This window comes from Nocardia puris, from assembly GCF_036051655.1.
GTDB lineage: Bacteria > Actinomycetota > Actinomycetes > Mycobacteriales > Mycobacteriaceae > Nocardia > Nocardia puris.
Map to the genome: position 1 here is coordinate 3,416,314 of NZ_CP107943.1, position 21,843 is coordinate 3,438,156.

The 21,843-nt window shown below is 70.2% G+C and carries 23 protein-coding genes; 16 read left to right on the forward strand and 7 right to left on the reverse strand.

The genetic code is table 11. The features are described 5' to 3' along the window. The first annotated feature begins 62 nt into the window (after positions 1-62). Positions 63-689 carry a TetR/AcrR family transcriptional regulator gene (locus OHB21_RS15615; RefSeq protein WP_084537542.1) on the forward strand — a complete coding sequence of 209 codons (627 nt, stop codon included), beginning with the start codon at positions 63-65 and terminating at the stop codon, positions 687-689. Here the strand turns inward: OHB21_RS15615 and OHB21_RS15620 are convergent. Both OHB21_RS15620 and OHB21_RS15625 read right to left on the reverse strand, forming a co-directional pair. Beyond that, positions 634-948, reverse strand: coding sequence for a hypothetical protein (locus tag OHB21_RS15620; protein WP_067508392.1), 315 nt, complete (start codon positions 946-948; stop codon positions 634-636). The genes OHB21_RS15615 and OHB21_RS15620 overlap by 56 nt on opposite strands. A 55-nt stretch (positions 949-1,003) precedes the next feature. Further along, positions 1,004-1,477, reverse strand: a complete 474-nt coding sequence (locus OHB21_RS15625) for a MarR family winged helix-turn-helix transcriptional regulator (protein WP_067508494.1) — start codon at positions 1,475-1,477, stop codon at positions 1,004-1,006. A 75-nt stretch (positions 1,478-1,552) separates the two neighbouring features. Between OHB21_RS15625 and OHB21_RS15630 the strand changes: the two genes are divergently transcribed. From OHB21_RS15630 to OHB21_RS15645, 4 genes are all read left to right on the forward strand, one after another. Beyond that, positions 1,553-2,986, forward strand: a complete 1,434-nt coding sequence (locus OHB21_RS15630; RefSeq protein ID WP_067508394.1) for an MFS transporter — start codon at positions 1,553-1,555, stop codon at positions 2,984-2,986. A 91-nt stretch (positions 2,987-3,077) separates the two neighbouring features. Further along, entirely contained in the window at positions 3,078-3,668 is a 591-nt protein-coding gene (locus OHB21_RS15635) for a CHAP domain-containing protein (RefSeq protein WP_067508395.1), read from the forward strand. Positions 3,669-3,895: 227 nt separating this feature from the next. Next, complete coding sequence (locus OHB21_RS15640; RefSeq protein ID WP_195124776.1) at positions 3,896-5,026, forward strand: hypothetical protein; 1,131 nt, start codon at positions 3,896-3,898, stop codon at positions 5,024-5,026. 174 nt (positions 5,027-5,200) lie between these two features. Beyond that, entirely contained in the window at positions 5,201-5,911 is a 711-nt protein-coding gene (locus OHB21_RS15645) for a DUF1906 domain-containing protein (RefSeq protein ID WP_067508397.1), read from the forward strand. Between the two features lie 4 nt (positions 5,912-5,915). Here OHB21_RS15645 and OHB21_RS15650 read toward each other — a convergent pair whose 3' ends face one another. Further along, positions 5,916-6,275, reverse strand: a complete 360-nt coding sequence (locus OHB21_RS15650) for a hypothetical protein (RefSeq protein ID WP_067508399.1) — start codon at positions 6,273-6,275, stop codon at positions 5,916-5,918. A gap of 123 nt (positions 6,276-6,398) precedes the next feature. Then, complete coding sequence (locus tag OHB21_RS15655; RefSeq protein WP_067508401.1) at positions 6,399-7,181, reverse strand: Rv1157c family protein; 783 nt, start codon at positions 7,179-7,181, stop codon at positions 6,399-6,401. Between the two features lie 330 nt (positions 7,182-7,511). Between OHB21_RS15655 and OHB21_RS15660 the strand changes: the two genes are divergently transcribed. Continuing rightward, complete coding sequence (locus tag OHB21_RS15660) at positions 7,512-8,804, forward strand: mannosyltransferase (RefSeq protein WP_228789040.1); 1,293 nt, start codon at positions 7,512-7,514, stop codon at positions 8,802-8,804. Here the strand turns inward: OHB21_RS15660 and OHB21_RS15665 are convergent. Next, entirely contained in the window at positions 8,780-9,070 is a 291-nt protein-coding gene (locus OHB21_RS15665; RefSeq protein ID WP_067508403.1) for a 4a-hydroxytetrahydrobiopterin dehydratase, read from the reverse strand. The genes OHB21_RS15660 and OHB21_RS15665 overlap by 25 nt on opposite strands. Before the next feature lie 49 nt (positions 9,071-9,119). Beyond that, a complete protein-coding gene (locus OHB21_RS15670; protein ID WP_170160738.1) occupies positions 9,120-9,296 on the reverse strand; it encodes a hypothetical protein in 177 nt (58 codons plus the stop codon). A 234-nt stretch (positions 9,297-9,530) separates the two neighbouring features. Here OHB21_RS15670 and typA point away from each other — a divergent pair, with 234 nt between their 5' ends. The 10 genes from typA (at position 9,531) to OHB21_RS15720 (ending at position 20,275) form a co-directional block, all read left to right on the forward strand. Then, positions 9,531-11,429: a translational GTPase TypA gene (typA, locus tag OHB21_RS15675; protein WP_195124777.1), complete on the forward strand. Its 1,899-nt coding sequence runs from the start codon at positions 9,531-9,533 to the stop codon at positions 11,427-11,429. 1 nt (position 11,430) lies between these two features. Then, the gene (locus tag OHB21_RS15680; protein WP_113975076.1) at positions 11,431-13,215 is read left to right on the forward strand and encodes an ABC transporter family substrate-binding protein; all 1,785 of its coding nucleotides are present in this window, start codon (positions 11,431-11,433) and stop codon (positions 13,213-13,215) included. After that, the gene (gene mshB, locus OHB21_RS15685; protein ID WP_195124778.1) at positions 13,212-14,090 is read left to right on the forward strand and encodes an N-acetyl-1-D-myo-inositol-2-amino-2-deoxy-alpha-D-glucopyranoside deacetylase; all 879 of its coding nucleotides are present in this window, start codon (positions 13,212-13,214) and stop codon (positions 14,088-14,090) included. Before OHB21_RS15680 ends, mshB begins: the two co-directional genes overlap by 4 nt. Before the next feature lie 111 nt (positions 14,091-14,201). Further along, positions 14,202-15,668 (forward strand): amino acid permease, encoded by a 1,467-nt coding sequence (locus tag OHB21_RS15690; RefSeq protein ID WP_067508410.1) that lies wholly within the window; start codon positions 14,202-14,204, stop codon positions 15,666-15,668. 47 nt (positions 15,669-15,715) lie between these two features. Beyond that, positions 15,716-15,874, forward strand: coding sequence for a hypothetical protein (locus OHB21_RS15695; RefSeq protein ID WP_170160737.1), 159 nt, complete (start codon positions 15,716-15,718; stop codon positions 15,872-15,874). After that, on the forward strand, positions 15,871-16,362 hold the full coding sequence (locus OHB21_RS15700) for a hypothetical protein (protein ID WP_195124779.1): 492 nt from the start codon (positions 15,871-15,873) through the stop codon (positions 16,360-16,362). Before OHB21_RS15695 ends, OHB21_RS15700 begins: the two co-directional genes overlap by 4 nt. 33 nt (positions 16,363-16,395) lie before the next feature. Next, a complete protein-coding gene (locus tag OHB21_RS15705; RefSeq protein ID WP_195124780.1) occupies positions 16,396-17,037 on the forward strand; it encodes a substrate-binding domain-containing protein in 642 nt (213 codons plus the stop codon). Positions 17,038-17,046: 9 nt separating this feature from the next. Continuing rightward, positions 17,047-17,814: an ATP-binding cassette domain-containing protein gene (locus tag OHB21_RS15710; RefSeq protein WP_067508416.1), complete on the forward strand. Its 768-nt coding sequence runs from the start codon at positions 17,047-17,049 to the stop codon at positions 17,812-17,814. After that, on the forward strand, positions 17,811-19,049 hold the full coding sequence (locus tag OHB21_RS15715; RefSeq protein WP_195124781.1) for a sugar ABC transporter permease: 1,239 nt from the start codon (positions 17,811-17,813) through the stop codon (positions 19,047-19,049). Before OHB21_RS15710 ends, OHB21_RS15715 begins: the two co-directional genes overlap by 4 nt. 32 nt (positions 19,050-19,081) lie before the next feature. Beyond that, complete coding sequence (locus tag OHB21_RS15720) at positions 19,082-20,275, forward strand: ROK family transcriptional regulator (RefSeq protein ID WP_067508420.1); 1,194 nt, start codon at positions 19,082-19,084, stop codon at positions 20,273-20,275. 13 nt (positions 20,276-20,288) lie between these two features. Here OHB21_RS15720 and OHB21_RS15725 read toward each other — a convergent pair whose 3' ends face one another. Next, on the reverse strand, positions 20,289-21,818 hold the full coding sequence (locus OHB21_RS15725; RefSeq protein WP_084537547.1) for a PH domain-containing protein: 1,530 nt from the start codon (positions 21,816-21,818) through the stop codon (positions 20,289-20,291). Positions 21,819-21,843: the final 25 nt, after the last annotated feature.

A 21,843-nucleotide genomic window follows, 5' to 3' on the forward strand; every position in this document is an offset into this window, starting at 1 on the left:
TTGACTTACGGTAGACCCGCGCCGCTGGCTATGTCAACAGTTGTTGGCCTACACTCGTTGACATGAGGCGATCAGCGGAAGAGACGAAGGCGGTCATCCTGGCGGCGGCACGCGAACGGTTCGCGGCCGACGGGTACGACCGGGCAACCATCCGTGCCATCGCCAAGGACGCGGCGATCGATCCCGCGATGGTGATGCGCTACTTCGGCAACAAGGAGGGGCTGTTCGCGGCGGCCGTGGACTTCGACCTAGAGCTGCCCGATCTATCGGATGTGCCGCGCGAGCGTCTCGGCGAGACCGTCGCCCGCCACTTCGTGGAGCGGTGGGAGCGCGACGAGGCGCTGATCATCCTGTTGCGCGCCGGCGTGGTCGACGAGTCGGTCGCCGAGCGCATGCGCACGATCTTCGCCGCGCAGCTCGCACCCGTCGTGACGAAGCTGGACCCGGACCCGCGCTCGGCGCCGATCCGCGCGGGACTGGCGGCGTCTCAGATCCTGGGGATGGCGCTGTGCCGGTACGTGCTCGCGTTCCCGCCGCTGGCGGGGATGGATCGGCAGCAGGTCGTGGAGTGGATCGCGCCGACCGTGCAGACGTACCTGACGGCCGAGGTCGATGTGGTGGATGGTGTGGTCGTCAGGCCGTCGCGCGCGCCCAGTACCGCTTCGCCCACCGGCGCAACGACGGACTGACCAGCAGCGCGGGCAGCAACACCACGGAGCCGAGCAGCATCCCGACCATCAGCACCCCGGTGAGCAGTTCGCCGAGGGCTTGCACGGTCGCGGGCAGCGCGAACAGCACCGCGGCCACGGCCAGCGCTATCGCGGCGGGATAGTGGCCCGCCTCGGCGAGAATCGCGGCGGCCGTGCCGAAGGCGACGGCGAAGACCAGGCCGATGACGCCGACCAGGAAGTTGTCCCACGCCAGGCGGGACCGGCGATGTGTTGCCACCGTGGGGAGCCTAGTGGGATCCGCCGGCGGCGCGGCGATTTCGGCGGAATCCGGCTCAGCGCGCGTCGGGCGGGCGCGGCCAGGGATTCTCCTCGAGCTGTTCGATCGACCCGTTGAACCGGGCGATGAGCCCGCTGAGCTGGGCGATGTCGTCATCGCTCCAGTCCGAGACCACGGTGCCGATGTTCGTCCGGCTGAGCGCGCGGTCCGCGGCGAGCTGCGCCAGCCCTTCCGCGCTGGCGCGCAGCTTGCGCGCGATACCGCCGTCGGGATCGGAAACCCGTTCCACCAGGCCCTGTTTGAGCATCGCGCCGACCTGGCGGTTGATGGTGGAGATGTCCAGGCGGAAGGCGTCGGCGAGTTCGCGCAGGCTGAGCGGGCTGTCGATCTCGAGCCGGGTGAGGATCAGGAACGCCGAACGGTCCAGCCGGAAGCCGGGGCGGCGCAGGACGGAGGCGGGGAAATGGCGCGAGAACAGCGTCAGCTCGAAGGCGAGGCGCGCCAGCGCGGTGGGGTCCCGGTCGGACATGGCGTCCACTATGTCGCGCCCGTCACGCGCGCACCAAATTGTGGCCCATACACATGATGTGTACCGTACACATTCATGTCTCTCGCAGCCGACGCGGCCGCCACGGCCACCGGGGCGACGCCCACACGCCGCCCGTCGCCCGGACTGCTGATCGCCACGCTCGGCACCGTCGGTGTCGTCGTCTCGCTGATGCAGACGCTGGTCATCCCGATCATCCCGGTGCTGCCGTCCCTGCTCGACACCTCGGCGGCCAACGCGTCCTGGGTGATCACCGCGACGCTGCTGGCGGGCGCGGTGTTCACCCCGATCAGCGGCCGGCTCGGCGATATGTACGGCAAGCGGCGCGTGCTGCTGATCAACCTGCTCTTCCTGATCACGGGCTCGGTGATCTGCGCGAGCTTCTCCGCGCTGGCGCCCGCCGTCGCGGGGCGCGCGTTGCAGGGCGCGGCGGTCGGGGCGATCCCGCTCGGCATCAGCATCATGCGCGACGAATTGCCGCCCGAGCGCGTCGGTTCGGCGATGGCGATCATGAGCGCGACGCTGGGCGTCGGCGGCGCGATCGGCCTGCCGGTGGCCGCGCTGATCGCGCAGAACGCCGACTGGCACGTGCTGTTCTGGGCGGCCGCGGGCATGGGTGTGCTGTGCGCGGCGCTGGTGTTCGCGTTCGTGCCGGAGTCGCCGGTGCGCACGCCCGCGCGTTTCGACTTCTTCGGCGCGATCGGGTTGTCCATAGCGCTGCTCGCGCTGCTGGTCGGCATCACCAAAGGCGTGGACTGGGGTTGGTCCAGCGCCTCGATTCTGACGCTGTTCACGGTGTCGGTGGTGGTGTTCCTCGGCTGGGGCTACTACGAATTGCGCAGGGCGGCACCACTTGTCGACCTGCGGGTGTCGGCGCGCCCCCGGGTGCTGTTCACCAATCTCGCGTCGATCGCGGTCGGCTTCTCGCTCTATGGCATGTCGCTGACGTTCCCGCAGTTGCTGATGGCTCCGGAGGAGACCGGGTACGGGTTCGGGTTGTCGATGGTGCAGGCCGGCCTCGCGCTGGCCCCGGGCGGCGTGGTGATGATGCTGCTCTCCCCGGTGTCGGCGCGGTTGTCGGCGGCGCGCGGGCCGAAGGTCACGCTCATGCTCGGCGCGGCGGTGATCGGCGTCGGCTATCTGTGCGCGGTGCTGCTGATGAACAGCGTCTGGGAGATCGTGCTGGCCGGCGTGATCGTCGCGGGCGGCGTCGGCCTGGCCTTCGCCGCCATGCCCGCCCTGATCATGGGCGCGGTGCCGATCACCGAGACCGCCGCCGCCAACGGGCTCAACTCGCTCATGCGCTCCATCGGCACCTCCACCTCGGCCGCCGTGATGAGCGTGGTGCTCGCCCACATGACCGTCTCGCTCGGCGCGCACGTGCTGCCCTCGCGCGACGGGTTCCACACCACCTTCTACATCGCGGTGGCGGCGTCGATCGTGGCCATCGTGCTCACCGCGTGCATCCCGATGGGCAAGAAGGACACCTGATCTCGCCGGGCGGGAACCGATCGGCCCGCCCGTTCGTCCTAGTCTTCGAGTGGGTCGCACGCGGACCCGCCAGGCAGAACGGGGGAGCGGGATGTCCACACGAATGCGCGCGGGGCTGTGGTCCGCGCTGGCGCTCGCCGTCGTGGCCGGGGTGGTCGCGGTGGCCGTCGGCTGGTGGCTGATCGGGTCCGACCGTCCGGCGGTGGTGGGGGAGAGCCCGTCGTCGTTTCCGGCGCTCGACCGGTCCGCGCTGGACTCGTCGCAATCCGCGCTGGTCGAGGTGCTGGAACGCGAGTACGCCGATCCCGGCGCGGGCACCGAATACGCCGAGGGCGTGGAGGAACCGTGGTGCGCCGATTTCGTGAGCTGGGTGATGCGCGAGGCGGGGCGCCCGCTGGCCAACCCGCATTCGGGGTCGTGGCGCATCCCGGGCGTCTACACGCTCCAGGAGTACTACCAGGCCCAGGGCAGATTCGTCCCGATCGGGGCCGACTACCAGCCGCGCACCGGTGACGTGCTGCTCTACGGGCCGGACAGTCAGTTCACCCAGCACACCAATATCGTGCTCGCGGCGTCCGGGGGTGAGGTCACCACCATCGGCGGCAACGAGTTCGGCGAGGTGCGCCTGCACCGGTTCACGCTGTCGCAGGTGCGCGACGTGGTCGGCATCGGCCGGTTCTGAGCGCCGAAACCCTGGTCTTTCAGCCGGAATTCCGGTCCGCGAGCCCTCCTCGGGACGTCGCGCCGGTCGTACTATGGAGGGTGGTGGCGCCCGGCAGCGCTGCCGTATGGGCCCTGTCCTGCTACCCCCTCATCAGCAGGACAGGGCCCCGCCGCTGCCACCGAGCCGTCGATCTCGTCGCGTACCGTGTCGGGTGTCCGTTGAAAGGTGAGGGTTTCGGAACTCTGATGCAGCCGACCGGAGAAACGACGAACGATCCGCGCTGGATCGACTACGCCGAGTTCGGCGAACGCTTCGTCACCCACGCGGTGACCGAGGAGCGCATCGTGGCCGCGGTGTCGGGCATGGCCGGGCGCGGGATGACGATCGGGCCGTTCAACCTGGGCCCCGCCGGGCTCGCGGGATTCGTGGCCGAGGGCAAGGTGGGCGAGCCGAAGGTGCTGCGCCACGATCCGCACGTCGTCTTCCAGGTCACGGTCCCGCTCACGCTCGCGGTGAAAGTGCTGCTCGGCGGGCGCAAACTGCGCCTGGCCGCTGTGGTCGAGATCGATCTGACCCTGCACGCGCGCACCGCCGACCCGCTGCTGATCGTCATCGACATCCCGCCGCTGACCACCCGCGACGTGAGTTTCGTGCTGCGCGCCCAGGCCGTGGAGGCGGCCTGGGAGTGGCTGCTCGAGCCGATCGCGGGGATGGTCCAGCGCGAGGTGGCCAACCGGGTGAACGCGATCCTGGCCGAACCGCAGGTCCGCAGCGGGCGCGTGTTCGACGTGGAGGCCATCATCGACGGCGTCGAATCCACCCACCGCGAGCGGGCGGAGTTCACCTGGATCGACTATGGCGAGTTCGGCCACCGGTTCTTCGAGCGCATCGTCACCCGCGACCGCGTGTTCGACGTGCTGGAGAAGATGACCGGCCGTCCCATCGAGGTGGGGCCGCTGCGCACCGGGCCGAAGAACCGGGCCACCGTCACGGTGCAGGGCGCGATCGAGCGGCCGGTGCTGGTCGACCGCGACGCGGTCGAACACGTCGGCTTCGACCTGACACTGCCGGTGGGCCTGGACATCACGGTGCAGGTGTTCAAGGCCAACAAGTACCGCGCGGAGGTCGACATCCCGTTGCGGCTGACGGCGCGGGCGGCCGATCCGCTGCTCATCGTCATCGACGTCGTGCCGCCCGATCCGGCGGATCTGACACTCGAGTACAAAGCACACGGCATGCGCGCCGCCACGCTCGGCGCGATCGCCGGAATCCGCAAGCAAGTGGTGGCCCAGGTGGCCGAGGTGGTGCGCGGCGAACTCGCCGACAGCTCCGGCCGGACCATCGATGTGGCGGCCCGGATGGACGGCCTCGCCTGACCCGTCCGTGACCCGTGTGACGAATGGGATGAGAGTGCCCGATGGGTCTGGCGGTTCCCCTGTGATTGTGGTGAAATGAGTCCACGTTCGAGGCTCCCGGCGCGCGCACGAGCCTTGGGGAAGGTGCGCCGGGCACGCTGCCAGCCGATGGGGGTTGCGCGAAGGAGTCCTGCGATGCGTTCTTCAGATCTGTCCCGGCGCAAGCTGTTCGCCTACACCGCCGCGGCCGCCGCCGTCGGCATCACGGCGACCGCCGGCCGGGCCTCGGCCGCCTCGCTCGGCACCCTCATCGACTATTCCGGCGGCGTCCCGTCGGCCACCGCCATCCGCGACGCCGGGCATCTCGGCGTCATTCGCTATGTCTCCGATCGGCGCCCCGGCGCGGAATGGATGGCGGGTAAACCCTTGCGCGCGAACGAGGTCGAAGCGCTCAACGAAGCCGGCCTGAAAATTGTCTCGTGCTATCAATTCGGAAAGGGCCCGACGGCCGATTGGCGCGGCGGATTGGAAGCCGGTAAGAAGCACGCCGAACGCGGATTGGAATTGCATCTGGCCGCGGGCGGACCGGAGGATCGGCCCATCTACGCCTCCATCGACGACAACCCGACGGCCGTCGAATTCGCGACCATGATCGCGCCGTATCTGCTGGGCTGGGAGGCGGTGCTCGGCAAGCGGAACGTGGGCGTCTACGCCAACACCCCCACCATCGACCTGGCCCGCGCCGCCGGGCTGGGTTCCTGGTTCTGGCAGCACAATTGGGGCACGCCCAAGGGCTATGTGCACCCGGCCGCGCACCTGCACCAATTCGAGATCGACAAGCGCGCCATCGACGGCATCGGCATCGATCTCAACAACATCCTGAAGCCCGAATACGGGCAGTGGTGAATCCCTAGGTCTGGCAGTGGCAGGCCGGGTCGACCCGCAGGTCCGGCTCGTCGTCGGGCACCACGCGCAGCGTCGGCCGGGTGTCGGGGGCGTCGTGGTTGCCCAGCCAGGACAGCAGTGACCAGCGCGAAAGCCCCGACAGCGCCGACCCCAGGCTGACGAACGAGCCCGAGGAGATCACCGAGGCGAACGAGCCCACCGAGCCGATCGACAGCACCGAGCCCACGCTGCCGATGGACAGGATCGAGTAGGCCGAGCCGATGGACAGGATCGAGCCTTCCGACCGGATCGAGAGGATCGATCGGTGCGAATGCCTGCTCCGGACGGAGCGGCCGGACCGGACCTGACGTGCGACAGTGGCCATGGTCTCGGTCTACCACACCGCCTCGGGGGTCGTGGCCGATCCGCCGGGATTCGGGCGCAGCGTGTCGGGCCGGGACACGACGAAGCCCGGCGGTCGCGGTGACCACCGGGCTCCGAGGTGCGATCAGGCGACGGTGAAGAACCCGAGCGTCGGCAGGAACGAGCAGGTCCGCGGCTCGGCGTCGTCGGCCTGCGTGGTCAGCGAACCGCCGACGACGGCAACGACGCGGCCGGAGCCGGTGTTCGCGATGGCCGAGAGGGTGGCCGGGCCGTCGGGGTTGATCTTGGCCTCGTCGGTCAGCGCCTGGACGCCCGTCTGGCGGGTGTCGAGGTTGAGCCACTGCACGGTCATCGGCGGGTTCTGCACGGCCGTGGGCTTTTTGGTGCCCAGCGCGGTGAACACGAAACCGGTCTGACCCGCGGCGGGGCCGGGCGGCGGCAGGGTGGCCGGGCCGGGCACGGCGAGTGCGGTGCCCACCGAGTCGGCGGTCGGGCTGATGCAGCCGCGGCCGATGGTCGGGTACAGGAACTGCGCGATGGCCGGGCCGTCCTGCGGTGGGATGTCCGGACCGCCGCCGCCACTGCCGTCGAGGAACGTGATGATCCGCTCCAGGGTGGCCTTGATCTGCGGCGGCAGGTTCAGGGTGGCCAGCAGCGCGCGGGCTTGATCGAGGATCGCGGCCTGCGGGCCCTCGGCGATATCGGCCGGACCGGCGATCGCGCCGACGATGGCGGGGGTGAGCGCGGCGATCGCGTCCACCGGGACGCCCTCGGGCACCATCGGAACGCTGGGAACCGCGGCGGGGGCGGGCGCCGGTGCCGCTACTGCGGTCGGCATGGCGAGCGAAGCGCTCGCCGCCAGGGCGAGTGCGGTCAAGGCGATCCGCGATCCTCGGGTGCGAAGCACTGGTCTAGCCGTCCTTACCTCGGGTACATCTGGGCAATGGGGGGTGAAAACCCATTGTTTCGTGGGTCACTCTAAGGACAACGCCCACGAGTTGTACAGCGGGCGCGGTTCTCACGTAGTGCGGTGGACGATCAGTGTTATCAGAAGGTAGCGCGCCGTGCTGTTACTGGTGTGAAAGTTGATGCAAATGTTACCGGTGATGCGATGCCTGCGCGGGGGCGATCGGGCGCTGCCGCTAATCTAGTCCCAGCATTCGGCACAGCGCCGACACCCCCGACATCGGCGGGTCGCCGCGGCGGCGCGGCCCTCCCCGACGCGAAAGCCCGCGATTTGAACCGAGACCGCGCCCGGTCGGACCACCGTCCGGCCGTCCTGCTGCGCTGGGCGGTGCTGCTGCTCGGGGTGTCCGTGCTGGCCCGGTTGCTGTGGATGCTGGTCTCGCCCAACGGGATGAACCTGGTCGATCTGCACGTCTACGTCGACGGGTCCGCGGCGCTGCTCACCGATCGCCTCTACGACTTCACCTACGCGGAGAAGACGCCGGACTTCCCGCTGCCGTTCACCTACCCGCCGTTCGCGGCGCTGGTCTTCTTCCCCCTGCACTACCTGCCCTTCACGGTGATAGCCATCGGATGGCTGCTGGCCATCGTGGCGGCGCTGTTCGGCGTGGTGTGGATCGCGCTGGAACTGCTCGTCGGCCGCGAGCGGATGCGCGAGACGCCGTGGCGGGTGGCGGCCGTCGGCTGGACGACGGTCGGCGTGTGGATGGAACCGGTGCGCACCACCATGGACTACGGACAGGTCAACGTGTTCCTGGTGCTCGGCGCGATGCTCGCGGTGCGCAGCACGCGCTGGTGGATCGCGGGCGGACTCGTGGGCGTCATCGCGGGCATCAAACTCACCCCGGCCATCACCGGCCTGTACTTCGTGGCGCGGCGGCGCTGGGGCACCGCGGTGTGGTCGGCGGTGGTGTTCGGCGCGACGGTCGGCGTGAGCTACCTGATCAACGATCACGAGGCCACCCGCTACTTCGGCACGCTGCTCGGCGACGCCGACCGCATCGGCCCGGTCGGCTCGGTGTGGAATCAGTCGCTGCGCGGGGCGCTCAGCCGCGTCCTCGGCTACGACGTGGAGTCGGGCCCGGTGTGGATCGGCGCGGTGCTGGTGGTGGCCGCGCTGGCGTGGTTCGCCTGGCGCGCGCTCGGCCCCGACGACCGGCTGGGCACGCTGCTGCTGGTGCAGCTGTTCGGCCTGATGGTCTCGCCGATCTCGTGGTCGCACCACTGGGTGTGGCTGCTGCCGACCGTGCTGTGGCTGGTCTACGGACCGCTGCGCGACGCCCCGGGCGCGCGGTTGCTGGCCGGCTACTGGTTGGTGACCACGCTGATCGGCGTGCCGTGGGTGCTCTCGTTCTTCCAGCCGACGATCTGGGAGATCTCGCGGCCGGGACTGCTGGCCTGGCTCGGCGCGGTCGACGTGGCGGGCGTGCTGGTGTTCCTCGTCTGGGTGATCGTGATGGGCCCGCGCCGCGCCGAACCCGCCGGGTCGCCCCGCGTGACGCTGCGGCGGCGGTCCCCGGCGGAGCCGGCCGAGCCCGTTCAGTCCGGCCGCGCGGCCAGCTGATCTATCTCGCGCGCGAGGGCGAAATCACGCGCCGTGAGCCCGCCCGCGGAATGGGTGGACAGCGTGAAAGTCACTTTGCGCCAGCGGATATCGATATCGGGATGGTGATCGGCGGCCTCGGCCGCCGCGGCGACGGCGCGCACCAGATCGATGCCCGCGAGAAAGGTGGGTGCCTGGACCGTGCGGCTGATGCTCGCGCCCGCGCGCGTCCATTCGGGGACCGTGGCCAGCCCCTCGGCGATGTCGGATTCGGATAGGAGCGCCATACCTCGGTTCTACCCCCGTTTGCCGGGCGTGCACCGGGTTCGGCGAAAGTCAGGCCGCACGGGCCTGCTTCAGTGCCTTCTTCAGGTCTTTGCCCTTCACCCCGGCGGCTTCCTGCTTCTTCATCCGCATGATCACAACCGGGCATTTCAGGCAGCGCGTCTTCTTCCGACAGCACTTCTTCTTCGGTTTCAGCTTCGAAACCTTGCTCGCCTTCACCTTGCCCACAGTTGGTTACCGTACCCTTACTCGAACGCCTGACTCCCGGGGGGAGTTCGGTTGCCGGTAGTGTGTAGCTGGCCGCGATGCCCGGTGCGTCTTTCATTGTCCACCTGTTTGCAGGGGTCGGCCGGCACCAACGCGCGGTGCGAGCTATGGACCCGGAGGCAGCGGCCTGCGCCGGTGCGAAGGGTCCCGGGCTCGCCCGCCCAACGAACACCGAAACAGCAGGAGGATCCAGGCGTGTCGTCTGCACGCGATTTCCGCAACGTCGCCATCGTGGCCCACGTGGACCACGGCAAGACGACGCTCGTCGACGCCATGCTGCGCCAATCCGGCGCTTTCGCGGAGCGGGCCGAGCCCGTCGACCGCGTGATGGACTCCGGCGATCTCGAACGCGAGAAGGGCATCACCATTCTCGCCAAGAACACCGCCGTTCACCGGCACCACCCCGACGGTTCGGTCACCGTCATCAACGTCATCGACACCCCCGGCCACGCCGACTTCGGCGGCGAGGTCGAGCGCGGCCTGTCCATGGTCGACGGCGTCGTCCTGCTGGTCGACGCGTCCGAGGGCCCGCTGCCGCAGACCCGGTTCGTGCTGCGCAAGGCGCTGGCCGCCTCGCTGCCGGTGATCCTGGTGGTGAACAAGACCGACCGCCCCGACGCCCGCATCGCCGAGGTCGTCGAGGAGAGCCACGATCTGCTGCTCGACCTGGCCTCCGATCTGGACGACGAGGCCGCCGAGGCCGCCGAGCTGGCGCTGGACCTGCCCGTCCTCTATGCCTCCGGCCGCGAGGGCAAGGCCTCCACCGAGGCGCCCGAGAACGGGCAGGCGCCCGACGCCCCGAACCTCGACGCGCTGTTCGACGTGCTGCTGAAGTACGTCCCCGCGCCCAAGGGCGACGCGTCGGCCCCGCTGCAAGCCCACGTCACCAACCTCGACGCCTCGCCGTTCCTGGGCAGGCTCGCGCTGGTCCGCATCCACAACGGCACCCTGCGCAAGGGCCAGAACGTCGCGTGGATGAGCGCCGAGGGCACCAAGAACGTCAAGATCACCGAGCTGCTCACCACCGTCGGCGTCGAGCGCAATCCGGCCGAGGAGGCCGAGGCCGGTGACATCGTCGCCGTCGCGGGCATCCCGGAGATCATGATCGGCGACACCCTCGCCGACGCGGAGAACCCGGTCGCGCTGCCGCGCATCACCGTCGACGAGCCCGCCATCTCGGTGACCGTCGGCATCAACACCTCGCCGCTGGCGGGGCGCAACGGCGGCACCAAGCTCACCGCCCGCCTGCTCAAGGCGCGCCTGGACCAGGAGCTCATCGGCAACGTCTCGCTGCGCGTGCTGCCCACCGAGCGCCCCGACACCTGGGAGGTGCAGGGCCGCGGCGAGCTGGCGCTGGCCATCCTGGTGGAGACCATGCGCCGCGAGGGCTTCGAACTCACCGTCGGCAAGCCGCAGGTGGTGACCCGGGTGGTGGACGGCAAGATCCACGAGCCGTTCGAGGAGCTGACCATCGACGTGCCCGAGGAGCACCTCGGCGCCGTCACCCAGCTGCTGGCCGCCCGCAAGGGCAAGATGGTCCAGATGACCAACCACGGTCACGGCTGGGTGCGCATGGAGTTCATCGTGCCCTCGCGCGGGCTCATCGGCTTCCGCACCGACTTCCTCACCGAGACCCGCGGCACCGGCATCGCCAACGCCGTCTCGCACGGGTACGCGCCGTGGGCGGGCGAGATCCGCTCGCGCCACACCGGCTCGCTGGTCTCCGACCGCGCGGGCAGCGTCACCGCTTACGCGATGTTGCAGCTGGCCGACCGCGGCACCTTCTTCGTGGAGCCGGGCGCCGACACCTACGAGGGCATGGTCGTGGGCATCAACCCGCGCGCCGAGGATCTCGACATCAACGTCACCCGCGAGAAGAAGCTGACGAACATGCGCAGCTCCACCGGTGACGTGCTGGAGACCCTGGCCCGGCCGCTGGTGCTCGACCTGGAGGGCGCGCTGGAATTCTGCGCGGGCGACGAATGCGTCGAGGTGGGCCCGGAGGTGGTGCGGGTGCGCAAGGTCATCCTCAACGCCAACGAGCGCGCACGCGAGCTGTCGCGGCGGAAGGCACGGGACCGGGCCGCGTTGTAGAGTGCCGAAGGTGAGCTCGGGGGCAAGACGACGCGCGACGCTGCGCGCACTATCGGTTCTGTTCGCGGCCTCGGTGACGGTGCTCGCCGGGTGCACCGCGAACCCGCCGCCGCCGATCGAGAGCACCGACAGCCCCAAGACCACGCCGGCCAAGCCGACGAAGAACACCGTCGTGGTGGCGATCGACGACATCGGGATCGGGTTCAACCCGCATCTGCGTGCCAATCAGTCGCCCGCCACCTCGGCGGTGAGCTCGATGGTGCTGCCGAGCCCGTTCCGGCCGGTGCCGAGTCCGGCGGTGCCGGGCGCGACGGAGTGGGTGCCCGACACCGCGCTGCTCGAGTCGGCGGAGGTGACCTCCCAGGAGCCGTTCACCGTCACCTACAAGCTGCGCAACCACGCGAACTGGTCCGACGGCGCGCCCATCGCGGCGGAGGACTTCCGCTTCCTGTGGCAGCAGATGGTGACCCAGCCCGGCGTGGCGGACCCGGCGGGCTACCGGCTGATCACCGACGTCGGCTCCTCCGGCGGCGGGAAGACGGTGACCGTGGTGCTCGGCAGGCCGTATCCGGCGTGGCGGGAGCTGTTCGCCAATCTGCTGCCCTCGCATCTGATCAAGGATCAGCCCGGCGGGTTCATGAACGGGCTGGCCGAGGGCATCCCGGTCTCGGGCGGCAACTTCGCGATCAAGTCCGTCGACATCGGCCGCGACGAGATCCTGCTGGAACGCAACGATCGCTACTGGGGTACGCCCGCCGCGCCGGACCAGATCCTGTTGCGGCGCGGCGGAACTCCCGCGCAGCTGGCCGACTCGCTGCGCACCGACGACGCGCAGATGGCGCTGGTGCACGGCGGCATCGCCACGCAGGCCCAACTGGCGGCGATCCCCTCGGTGCGCACGGCGATCATGCCGCAGTCGCGGGAGCTGCAACTGGTGCTCAACGGGCGCGACGCCGATCTGGTCGACGGGCGGGTGCGCCACGGCCTGCTCGCGCTGCTCGATCCGGCGCTGCTGGCGACCGTCGGCGCGCAGACGGGCGGCTGGGTGGAGCCGGTGCGCGCGCAGATCCTCACCCCGTCCGACCCCGGCTATACCGCGACCGCGCCGCCGCGCCCGACCACCGACGAGGCGTTCGCCCTACTGGAGGAGGCCGGTTTCGCGCGGGCGCCGGAGCCGCCGCCGGTGATGTCGCCCACCTCGCCCGCCCCGCAGCCGCGGCCGGTGGCCAAGGACGGGCGGGCGCTCGAGATCCGAATCGGCGCCGTCACCGGTGACGCGACCGCGCTGGCCGTCGCCAACACCGCCGCCGACCAATTGCGCAGCGCCGGTATCAATGCCAGCGTGCGCAGTCTGGACGCCGACGCCCTGTACGGCAAGGAACTCGTCGAAGGCGGCGTGGAGGCGATCGTCGGCTGGGAGGTCGCCGGGACCGATCCCGCGACCGTGCTGGCATCGCGGTTCGGCTGCCCGCCCGTCCCGGTGGGCACCGAGGACGGCGACGATGCGCAGGCCGCGGTGGAAGCGGCGCGGCGTGCGCCGAGCAACCTCTCGGGCGTGTGCGATCCGGTGCTGCAACCCGCCATCGACGCCGCCCTGCACGGCATCGACGTGCCCGCGGCGTTGGGCGCGGCCGAACCGGCGCTGTGGGCGCTGGGGACCGTGCTGCCGATCGTGCAGGACAACGTGGTCGCGGCGGCGGGCCCGCGGGTGGACGGCGCGTCGCTGAGCGGGGCGATCCAGGTCGGCATCTTCGGGGACGCCGCGATGTGGCGCCGCATCCAATGAGCACGGGCGGGATCGTCCTGGTGCACGCGCACCCCGACGACGAATCCATCACCACGGGCGGCACCATCGCGCACTATCGCCGTCGCGGGGTGCCGGTGACGGTGGTGACCTGCACGCTCGGCGAGGAGGGCGAGGTGATCGGCGAGGAGTGGGCGCAGCTCACCGCCGACCGCGCCGACCAGCTGGGCGGCTACCGCGTGCTGGAACTCACCAGGGCGCTCGACGCGCTGGACGCGGGCCCGCCCCGTTTTCTCGGCGGCGCGGGTCACTGGCGGGATTCGGGGATGGCGGGCACGCCATCGGCGGAGCATCCCCGCGCGTTCGTGCGCTCCGGCGCCGAGGCCGTCGAGGCGCTGACCGAAGTATTGCTGGAACTTCGCCCGCGCGTGGTGATCGGCTACGACCCGAGGGGCGGCTACGGTCATCCCGACCACATCCGCGCGCACGAGGTCACGACCGGAGCGGTCGAGGCGGCCGCCGGACGCGGCTGGGATGTGCCGAAGTTCTACTGGACCGTCACCGACGCCGATCTCCTGCGCGTCCACACCGACACGCTGGCCCGCCGCACCGCCGAAGGGTTGCCGGGCGCGCTGCCCAAGGGCTGGCGGCTGCCTTCGGTGGGCGAACTGGCTTGTGTGCCAAGTCATACGGTGACCACGGTCGTGGAGGTGTCGGACGTGCTGGCCGCCAAGCGCGCGGCGCTGCGGGCCCATGCCACGCAGGTCACGGTGGCGCCGTCGGGGCGGGAGTTCGCGCTGTCCAACGGGGTCGCGCAGCCGGTGCTGCCGGAGGAGCACTACGTGCTGGTGCGCGGCAGGCGCGGTCCGTCCGGGGCGGACGGCCGGGAGCACGACCTGTTTGCCGGTCTTGTCTGAATTGCCGGTTATCCCAGGTCATTACGGGTAGCTGGATATCTGCTGCTAGGCGGCGTGCGGGTAGGGTGCCTTCGTCCACAAGACGACCCGACGCGGAGGAACCCACGCTCCATGACGACAGTCAGCGACCGCAATCACCTCGGCGCCGAGGACGAGGGCTATCACAAGAGCCTCAAACCCCGGCAGCTGCAAATGATCGCCATCGGCGGCGCGATCGGCACGGGCCTGTTCCTCGGCGCGGGCGGGCGCCTCGCCAATGCCGGGCCGGGGCTGTTCCTGGTCTACGCGGTGTGCGGGTTCTTCGCGTTCCTGATCCTGCGGGCCCTCGGTGAGCTGGTGCTGCATCGGCCCTCCTCGGGTTCGTTCGTCTCCTACGCGCGCGAATTCTTCGGGGAGAAGGCCGCTTTCGTCGCGGGGTGGATGTACTTCCTGAACTGGTCCATGACCGGTATCGCCGATACCACCGCGATCGCGCAGTACTTCCACTACTGGTCCGGGTTCACCTCGGTGCCGCAGTGGGTGCTGGCGCTGATCGCGCTGCTCCTCGTGCTCGGCATCAACCTGGTGTCGGTGAAGTGGTTCGGCGAGATGGAGTTCTGGGCGGCGCTGGTGAAGGTGTTCGCGCTCAGCGCCTTCCTCATCATCGGCACCGTCTTCCTGCTCGGCCGGTTCACCGTGCAGGGCGCGCCCACCGGGCCCGAGGTGATCGCCGACCACGGCGGACTGTTCCCGACCGGCGTGCTGCCGCTGGTGGTCGTGGTGTCGGGCGTCGTGTTCGCCTACGCGGCGGTCGAATTGGTGGGCACGGCGGCGGGCGAGACGGAGAATCCGGCGGCGATCATGCCGCGCGCCATCAACGCCGTGATCGTGCGGATCGCGGTGTTCTACGTGGGGTCGCTGGTGCTGCTCGGACTGCTGCTGCCCTACACCGCGTACTCGTCCAAGGAGAGCCCGTTCGTCACGTTCTTCACCGCGCTGGGCGTGCCCGGCATCGGCAGCGTGATGAACATCGTGGTGCTCACGGCCGCGTTCTCCAGCCTCAACGCCGGGCTGTACTCGACGGGGCGCATCCTGCGGTCGATGTCGATGAACGGCAGCGCGCCCAAGTTCACCGGCGTGATGGGCCGCAACGGCGTGCCCTACGGCGGCATCCTGCTGACCAGTCTGATCGCGCTGTTCGGCATCGCGCTCAACGGTGTGGTGCCGGATTCGGCGTTCGAGATCGTGCTGAACATGGCTTCGCTGGGCATCATCGCGTCGTGGGCGACGATCGTGCTGTGTCAGTTGCAGCTGTGGCGGTGGTCGAAGCAGGGGCGCGTCGAGCGGCCCGCGTTCCGGCTGTTCGGCGCGCCGTACACGGGGATCGTCACGCTGGTCTTCCTGTTCTTCGTGGTGGTACTCACGGGGATCGACTATCCGGTCGGCACGTGGACGGTCGCGACGCTGGCGCTGATCGTGCCCGCGTTGATCGTGGGGTGGTTCGTGTGCCGCGGGCGCGTGTTGGCGATCGCGCAGGAACGGCGTGGGTACACGGGTGAGTTCCCGGTGGTGGCGAACCTTCCGGTGGACGGTGACTAGGTCCGGCGGCGGAACGGTCGCCGGATCCGTGCGCCTAGACTGCTGACGTGTACAACTGGCAGCTCCAGGACGCGATCGCGGCCTTCGTGGACAGTCTGCGCCCCGGCGCGCAGCAGCAGCACGAGCTGTACATGTCGGTGCTCCACGCGTTCGCCGACATGCAGAGCCACCTGCTGACCCTCCTCGGCTACCCGCCCGTCTCGTGACCGATCTCGACAAGCGCGCCGCCGCGCCCGCCGAACCCGACGCGGACTGGCCCGCCCCCGTCCGCGCGATCCTGCTGGTGCTGCTCACGCTCAGCGGTGTGTTCACGCTCGCGTTCGAGGTCCTGTACCTGCCGATCTACCTGGGCTCCACCGATCTGCGCACCGGCACCGAGACCCTGGTCGCCGCGCCGCTGGCCGCCCAGGCCGGCCACGGCGTCTTCGTCTTCCCGATCACCGCTTTGCTCGCCGGCGTCCTGAACGTCGCCCTGGTCGCCGCCGCCCGCACCCTCACCGACAGCCTGCGCGTGGCTCTGCTCCCGGTGGTCGCGTGGACCTTCGCCTTCCTCGCCTGCACCGTCGCCGGACCGGGCGGCGATCTGGTCCTCATGAGCGACTGGCCGACCCTGCTGCTGCTGGTCTGCGGACTCGCGCCGCCGATGGCTTACGTGTACTTCCGCGTCAACGAAGGAACCCTCGCCCCGCGCTGACCTGTCGGGGTTACATCTTCACGCACCGCGTCCGTGACCGCGCTGGCCCGCTGCCTGTCCGAGCGCAACGCGCAGGCGCCCGTCGTGGCCTACCTCAACGGCGGCCCGACCGACAATAACGCGGCGCTGTTCAAGAGCGGCTACGACGGCGTGCTGGCCCCGAAGTTCTCCTCGGGCGAATACGTGAAGGGCCCCGACCAGGACGTCCCGGAGTGGGACAACACCAAGGCGGGCACCATCTTCGAGCAGATGCTCACCGGCACACCGAATATCGCCGGCGTGGTCGCGGCCAACGACGGGCTCGCCAACGCCGCCATCGCGGTGCTGAAGAAGCAGCGCCTCAACGGCCAGATCCCGGTGACCGGGCAGGACGCCACCGTGCAGGGCTTGCAGAACGTGCTGGCGGGCGACCAGTGCCTCACCGTGTACAAGGCGATCCGTGAGGAGGCGCGGGCGGCGGCGTCGCTGGCCGTCGCGCTGTTCGAGGGCCGCACCGGCGAGACCAACGGCACTGTGCGGGACCCGATTTCGGGATCGGACGTGCCCTCGGTGCTGCTGGAGCCCAAGCCGATCTTCCGCGCCGAGGTCAAGGACGTCGTCGCCGACGGCTTCGTCGACAAGGCGGAACTGTGCCGTGACGAATTCGCGCAGTTGTGCGCCGAGAACGGCATCTGACGAGCCGGCATGTCCCCACTCATCGAATTACGCGGTGTGGACAAGCGTTTCGGCGCGGTCCAGGTATTGCACGGCGTCTGCTTCAGCGCCCACGCGGGGGAGGTGACCGCGCTGGTCGGCGACAACGGCGCGGGTAAATCCACGCTGGTCAAGTGCATCGGCGGCACCCATCCCATCGACGCGGGCGAGTTCCTGTTCGACGGCGTGCCGGTGCACGTGCGCAATCCGCGCGACGCCGCCGCCCTCGGCATCGAGATCGTCTACCAGGACCTGGCGTTGTGCGACAACCTCGACATCGCCGAGAACATGTTCCTCGGCCGGGAGCTGCGCCGCGGCGCGGTGCTGGACGAGTACTCGATGGAGGAGTCGGCGGCGAGCACCCTGTCCTCGCTCGGCGTGCGGACGGTTCGCTCGGTGCGGCAACCGGTTTCGAGCCTGTCGGGCGGGCAGCGCCAGACCGTCGCCATCGCCAAGGCCGTGCTGTGGAACAGCAAGGTGGTGATCCTCGACGAGCCGACGGCGGCGCTCGGCGTCGCGCAGACCCAGCAGGTGCTCGAGCTGGTGCGCAGGCTGGCCGACAAAGGCCTTGCGGTGGTGTTGATCTCGCACAACATGAACGACGTGTTCGCCGTGTCGGACCGGATCGCCGCCCTGTACCTGGGCCGGGTGGCGGCGCAGGTGCGCACCACCGACGTCACGCACGCCCAGGTGGTCGAGTTGATCACCGCGGGGCGCAGCGGGGAACTCGGCCTCGACCAGAACGGAGCGCTGCGATGACGGTAACTGTGCGGGAGCTGCCGCCCTCGTTCGCGCCCGTCGCGGAGACGGCGGGCGCGTATCTGCGCCGGGTGCGCAGCGGCGATATGGGTGCGCTGCCGTCGGTGGTGGCGCTGGTGGTGCTCACGGTGGTGTTCTCCCTCGCGCGGCCCGCGTTTCTCACCGAGGCCAATTTCGCCAACCTGTTCACGCAGGGTGCGGCGGTCGCGGTGATCGCCATGGGCCTGATCTTCGTGCTGTTGCTCGGGGAGATCGACCTGTCGGCGGGCTTCACCTCCGGGGTGTGCGCGGCCGTGCTGGCGACGCTGCTCACCGATCAGGGGTGGCCCTGGTACGCGGCTGTAGCGGTGTCGTTGCTGACCGGTGCGGTGATCGGGTTGACGATCGGCGCGATCGTGGTGCGGGTGGGCGTGCCGTCGTTCGTGGTGACGCTGGCGGCCTTCCTCGCGCTGCAAGGGGTCGTGCTCGAGATCATGGACAACGGCCGCAACATCTCGATCACCGATCAGACCGTCCTGGCGATCGCGAACAAGAACGTGCCACCGGCGCTGGGCTGGCTGCTGTGCGCGGTGCTGGTCGCGGGATTCGCTGTGGTGCAACTGCGTTCGTACCGCGCCCGCACGGCGCGCGGGCTCACCAGCGACACCCTCGCCGTGGTCGGGCTGCGGGTCGCGGCGGTGGCGCTGATCGCCGGGATCGCGGTGTTCGTGCTCAACCAGGAACGCAGCCGCAATCCGGATCTGAACTCGTTGCGCGGCGTGCCGATCGTGGTCCCGCTGCTCGTGGCGCTGCTGTTGCTGTGGACATTCGTGTTGCGCCGCACGGCATTCGGCAGGCACATCTACGCAGTCGGCGGCAACGCCGAAGCCGCGCGGCGGGCCGGTATCCCGGTGGACCGCATCAAGATCGCCGCGTTCGTGCTGTGCTCGACGATGGCGGCCGTTGGCGGGTTGATCGCGGCCTCGCGCGCCAATTCGGTGGACCCCAACACCGGCGGCAGCGATGTGCTGCTGACCGCCGTCGGCGCGGCTGTCATCGGCGGGACGAGCCTGTTCGGCGGGCGCGGGCGCATGCTCGACGCCGTACTCGGCGCCGCCGTGGTGGCGGTGATCAATAACGGCATGGGCCTGATGGGGTACAGCGCGGGGACGAAATTCATTGTGACAGGATTCGTCCTGCTGCTGGCGGCCGGTGTGGACGCCCTGTCACGCACCCGCGCCGCACCGCAGCGATGACCCGATACGGACGATCGGTGAAGGTCAGGTGAATGCGAGCGGCACCCGCTCCCGACGAGATCCGGCGGCGCAACCTCGCCGTGCTGCTGCGCCATGTGCACCGTGACGGTCCACTGTCGCGGGCGGTGCTCGCCGAGCGGATGGGGTTGAACCGCAGCACGATTCTCGCCCTCACCACCGATCTGGTGGCGGCCGGTCTGGTCAGCGAACAGCTGCCGGGCCAGACCGGCCGCGCGGGCCGCCCCTCGCTGGTGGTGCGCCCGGAATCGGAGCGGGTGTATGTGCTCGCGCTCGATGTGAGCGCCGACCGTCTGGTGGCGGGTCTGGTAGGGCTCGGCGGCACGGTGCTGGGCCGCGCCGAGGCGCCCCGGGGTGACGGGGCGTTCGATCCGGAACAGGTGGCCGGCGCGCTCACCGAGATGGCGCGCGGCTTGATGGCGTCGGTGGCGCCGGGAGCCGAGTGCGTCGGGGTGGGTGTGGCGTTCTGCGGGATGGTGCGCGAGTCCGACGCCGTGGTGCGCTACGGGCCGAACATCGGCTGGACCGACGTGCCGTTCGGCGAATTGCTTTCCGAGCGGCTCGATCTCGGTGTGCGCGTGGCCGTCGGCAATAACGCCAACCTCGGCGCGCTGGCGGAGCGGGAACGCGGGGTCGCCGCGGGCGTGCCGGATCTGCTGTACCTGCACGGCGATATCGGCATCGGCGGCGGAATCATCATGGGCGGCAACCTGCTCGGCGGCCAGGGCGGCTACAGCGGCGAAGTGGGCCACATGATCGTGAACCCGGGCGGGCGGGCCTGCGCGTGCGGCTCCCGCGGGTGCCTCGAGGCCGAGGCGGGCGAACTCGCGCTCATCGCGGCCGCGGGGCGCACCGATCCGCCGGGCGCGGCCGTGGTGGACGCCATCGTGGAGGCCGCCGCCCACGGCGACGTGGCCGCCCGCGACGCGCTGCACCAGGTGGGGGACTGGCTCGGCTACGGCGTCGCCAACCTGGTGAACATCTTCAACCCCGCGATGGTGGTCTTCGGCGGCGTCCTGCGCGGCATCTACCTCGCCTCCGCCGCCCAGGTCCGCAGCCGCCTCGCCACCGACGGCCTGCGCGCCGTCCGCGACGGCGTCCGCCTGCGCACCTCCGCCCTCGCCGGCGACGCCACCCTCATCGGCGCCGCCGAACTGGCCTTCACCCCCCTCCTCGACGACCCCCTCTCCCTCCGCCCGAGCGGGTGAGTCGGCAAGCCGCTCAACGGTTTCCGAGGTGGCCCGGGGTGACGGCGTCGATCAGCGTCCAAGCCTGGTCGACGGGGATGTCGATCACCAGGTAGCGCTTCTTGCCCGCGGCGGTGGCGGCGACGACGGTGGACAGGCCGGCGCGGCGCTGCCAGAAGGTCTGGCGGACGGTCCAGCCGATGACGCCGGGGGATTCGAGGCAGTCGCGGTCGCGGTCGAGGGAGCCGGAGCGGGTGATGAGCCAGGCGGGGCCGGCGGGGGTGCGGGGGAGGACGGCGTGGCCCAGGCCCCGGTAGCGGTCCTCGGCGAGGGCGATCGCGAGGGCGAGGAGGGTGAGGGGGAGCAGCCACCACCAGACGGACAGATCGGTAGTGACGGAGAGGACGAGCACGGCCAGGGCGACGAGGGCCGGCAGGGCGAGGGCGCGGGTGTAGCGGCGGCGGCGCGCGGCGGGGCCGTGTGGGGTGAGGGGGACCGCCATTTGCGGCAGTGCGGGAGAATCGCCCTGTGCGTCCGGCGTTTTCGGAGTGGAGGCCGTCCGGCGCTCGGCGTCGGAGACGTGTGCCGCCGGTTGGGCGGCACGCGGCCCCAGCAACTCCGACAGCGTCCGCTCCACCGCCTCGCGCGGCGCCTGCGGCAGGATCTTCTGGCGCGGATTCTCCCCCACCATGATCGCCTCCAGCTCCGCCGCGCCCGACCAGCGCAACAGCAGCGGCTCGTTCACGGTCGCCCCGCGGAACCGCGCGAGGTCCAACGTGATCTGGCGGGTGGTGAACAGGCCGTGGCGGATGTGCAGGGTGCGTCCGGAATCCACGACGCGCAGCCCGTGATAGGTCGCGAGGTAGCGGGCGCAGGCGGCGAGGCTGACGATCAGCACCACCGCGCCGACCAGCAACCCGATGGCGATCACGATGCCGGTGGCGGCCCGCTCACCGATGTCGTGGGCGGCGTCGGAGTCGAAAACCCTTTCCCCGAGCCCGTATTGGAACGCCAGGCCCACGATCGGCGCCACCACGGCGAACCCGGTGAGCGAAAGCGGCGCGTAGCGCACCCATCCCGGCTCCCAGTGTCCGATCTCGCGACCCTCGGGCTCCGGGCCGGGCGCAGGGCTATCGGAAACCTGTTGCGCACCAGCAGGAACCGCCGTGTGTGCCAGCAACTCGGTGCGCAGCGCGGGCACCACGCGAGCGTCCAGCGCGTCCAGTTCGAATTTCTCCCCGCCCTCGGCCTGCTGACCGGTCCCGATCACCACCACCGACAACCCGAGCGCCCGGTGCAGCAGATCGGATTCGATGTCCACCGACCGGATCCGGCTGCGCGGCACCGACAGCTTCCGGCGCTGCACCAGCCCCGTCCGCAGCTCCACGTGCGTGGGCCCCACCCGGTAGGTGGTGGTGAACCAGCGGGTGAGCGCGAATCCGACGATCGCGATCAGCGGGATCACGCTCCACAGCGGATTGCCGCTGCTGGTGCCGAGGATGACCGAACCGATCAGCACCGGAATGAACTTCACGACCTCGGTCACCGGATGCACCAGCAGCATCCGCTTGTCCAGGCGCGCCCACAGC

Coding starts and splice junctions, on each gene's coding strand:
- OHB21_RS15615 (WP_084537542.1), top strand. CDS start 63: ATGAGGCGATCAGCGGAAGAGACGAAGGCGGTCATCCTGGCGGCGGCA.
- OHB21_RS15640 (WP_195124776.1), top strand. CDS start 3,896: ATGCAGCCGACCGGAGAAACGACGAACGATCCGCGCTGGATCGACTAC.
- OHB21_RS15630 (WP_067508394.1), top strand. CDS start 1,553: ATGTCTCTCGCAGCCGACGCGGCCGCCACGGCCACCGGGGCGACGCCC.
- OHB21_RS15715 (WP_195124781.1), top strand. CDS start 17,811: ATGACGGTAACTGTGCGGGAGCTGCCGCCCTCGTTCGCGCCCGTCGCG.
- OHB21_RS15625 (WP_067508494.1), bottom strand. CDS start 1,477: ATGTCCGACCGGGACCCCACCGCGCTGGCGCGCCTCGCCTTCGAGCTG.
- OHB21_RS15665 (WP_067508403.1), bottom strand. CDS start 9,070: ATGGCGCTCCTATCCGAATCCGACATCGCCGAGGGGCTGGCCACGGTC.
- OHB21_RS15635 (WP_067508395.1), top strand. CDS start 3,078: ATGTCCACACGAATGCGCGCGGGGCTGTGGTCCGCGCTGGCGCTCGCC.
- OHB21_RS15720 (WP_067508420.1), top strand. CDS start 19,082: ATGCGAGCGGCACCCGCTCCCGACGAGATCCGGCGGCGCAACCTCGCC.
- OHB21_RS15725 (WP_084537547.1), bottom strand. CDS start 21,818: ATGCTGCTGGTGCATCCGGTGACCGAGGTCGTGAAGTTCATTCCGGTG.
- OHB21_RS15710 (WP_067508416.1), top strand. CDS start 17,047: ATGTCCCCACTCATCGAATTACGCGGTGTGGACAAGCGTTTCGGCGCG.
- OHB21_RS15645 (WP_067508397.1), top strand. CDS start 5,201: ATGCGTTCTTCAGATCTGTCCCGGCGCAAGCTGTTCGCCTACACCGCC.
- mshB (WP_195124778.1), top strand. CDS start 13,212: ATGAGCACGGGCGGGATCGTCCTGGTGCACGCGCACCCCGACGACGAA.
- OHB21_RS15650 (WP_067508399.1), bottom strand. CDS start 6,275: ATGGCCACTGTCGCACGTCAGGTCCGGTCCGGCCGCTCCGTCCGGAGC.
- OHB21_RS15690 (WP_067508410.1), top strand. CDS start 14,202: ATGACGACAGTCAGCGACCGCAATCACCTCGGCGCCGAGGACGAGGGC.